The following is a 1,476-nucleotide window of genomic DNA, read 5'->3' on the forward strand; positions in this document are numbered from 1 at the left end:
ATAATAAGAGCCATAATCACAAAAAAATAGCAGATGGTCAATTTGACCACCTGTTATTTTTTTACCAATTAACAATTTTATCTACAATATTTTGTTGTTCAGTAGCTGTTTTCCTTAGATAAATTCGAGTAGTTTCTATACTTTCGTGTCCCATCAAATCTGCAAGCAAGGCAATATCATTATACTTCGATAAAAAATTCTTAGCAAATAAATGTCTAAAAGAATGAGGGTAAATTACTTTAGGATTCATTTTGTATTTATCAGCATAATTTTTTAACTGTTGAGCAACTCCTCTTGCTGTAATTGGTTCATTAAATTTATTCAAAAATAAATAACCACTTCGGCGATTTTCTGATTCTAACCAACTAAGACAACTATTTCTTAATTTTTTAGGAATGTACAGTCTACGAATTTTACCACCTTTTGAGTAAATGTCAAAATAACCGATTTCTACATGCTCTACTTTTAGTTTAATAAGCTCACTTACACGAGCCCCAGTTGCACCTAAAAACCAAACGACAAAATGCCATTTTAAAATACCATCTTTTTTCAAACTACGTTTAAGAAAAAGGTAATCAGCATAGCTAATGACATCTTCTAAAAACGGTTTTTGCTGTACTTTGACAAATTTTAATTTCAAATCATCATGACCAATAAAAGTCAGATATTTATTTACTCCTTGTAGTCGCAAATTGACAGTTTTAGGTTTAAAATTGTCTAATAAATATCCCTTGTATTCAAATAAATCTTCCATTTTGAGTTCATAATTCTCCAAGAAAAATCGAACACCATAAAGGTACGAACGCACAGTATTTTCAGCTAAACCAGCTTTCTTCAAATGTAATTCAAATTCTTTCAACGTAAAACTCCTATCTTATGTTTGATAGAAATTCCACCGCACGTAAAACTATTATACTAAATTAGTGCGTCAATATGGGCGAAAAATTGTTCGATTTTATCAACGATTCTGGATTGTTCAGGAAGGGGTGGGAGTGGGATTAGAATAGAAGCAACTTTATCACTATTCAAGTTTTTCACAACAGCTCCACTAATTAGAGATAGAAATTGAGAATAAACTACATTTGATGAAAGAATATAGAATAGGTAATCTTTATTTAATGAGTTTTCATAGTTCGAAATAGCCAACCATCCATCGTGTATTGCACCATCAACATTCAAAATATAAGGTCTACCAAAACTCATAGAATTAGTTAACAAAAATGTACCTTTTTTTACAAATCTAGTTTTGTTAAGCCCTGATTTTTTGATTTTTTCTTTAACATTATTTATATACTTTTCACCCTTTTCAGTATCACCTATTTTTATCCAATTTATTCCATCTACTTCGGAAGTAAGATAATCTTTGATTGGTCGTGGAGAACCACCTCTAACAATTTCAACCAATGTAGAAAACCTCACCCACTCCCAACTTTTTGGTATTTCATAAGGAACTTCCTCATAATAAGAGTTATCATC

The 1,476-nt window shown here is 30.6% G+C and carries 1 protein-coding gene and 1 pseudogene; both read right to left on the reverse strand.

Annotation, left to right across the window (positions count from 1 at the left end; genetic code table 11):
- Positions 1–61: 61 nt before the first annotated feature.
- Complete coding sequence (gene psrA, locus HT699_RS11385) at positions 62–859, reverse strand: tyrosine-type DNA invertase PsrA (protein WP_000657448.1); 798 nt, start codon at positions 857–859, stop codon at positions 62–64.
- Between the two features lie 89 nt (positions 860–948).
- Positions 949–1,476, reverse strand: a pseudogene (locus tag HT699_RS11390) (restriction endonuclease subunit S); the annotation flags it as partial.

It is taken from the genome of Streptococcus sp. 1055, from assembly GCF_013276815.1.
Lineage (GTDB): Bacteria > Bacillota > Bacilli > Lactobacillales > Streptococcaceae > Streptococcus > Streptococcus pseudopneumoniae.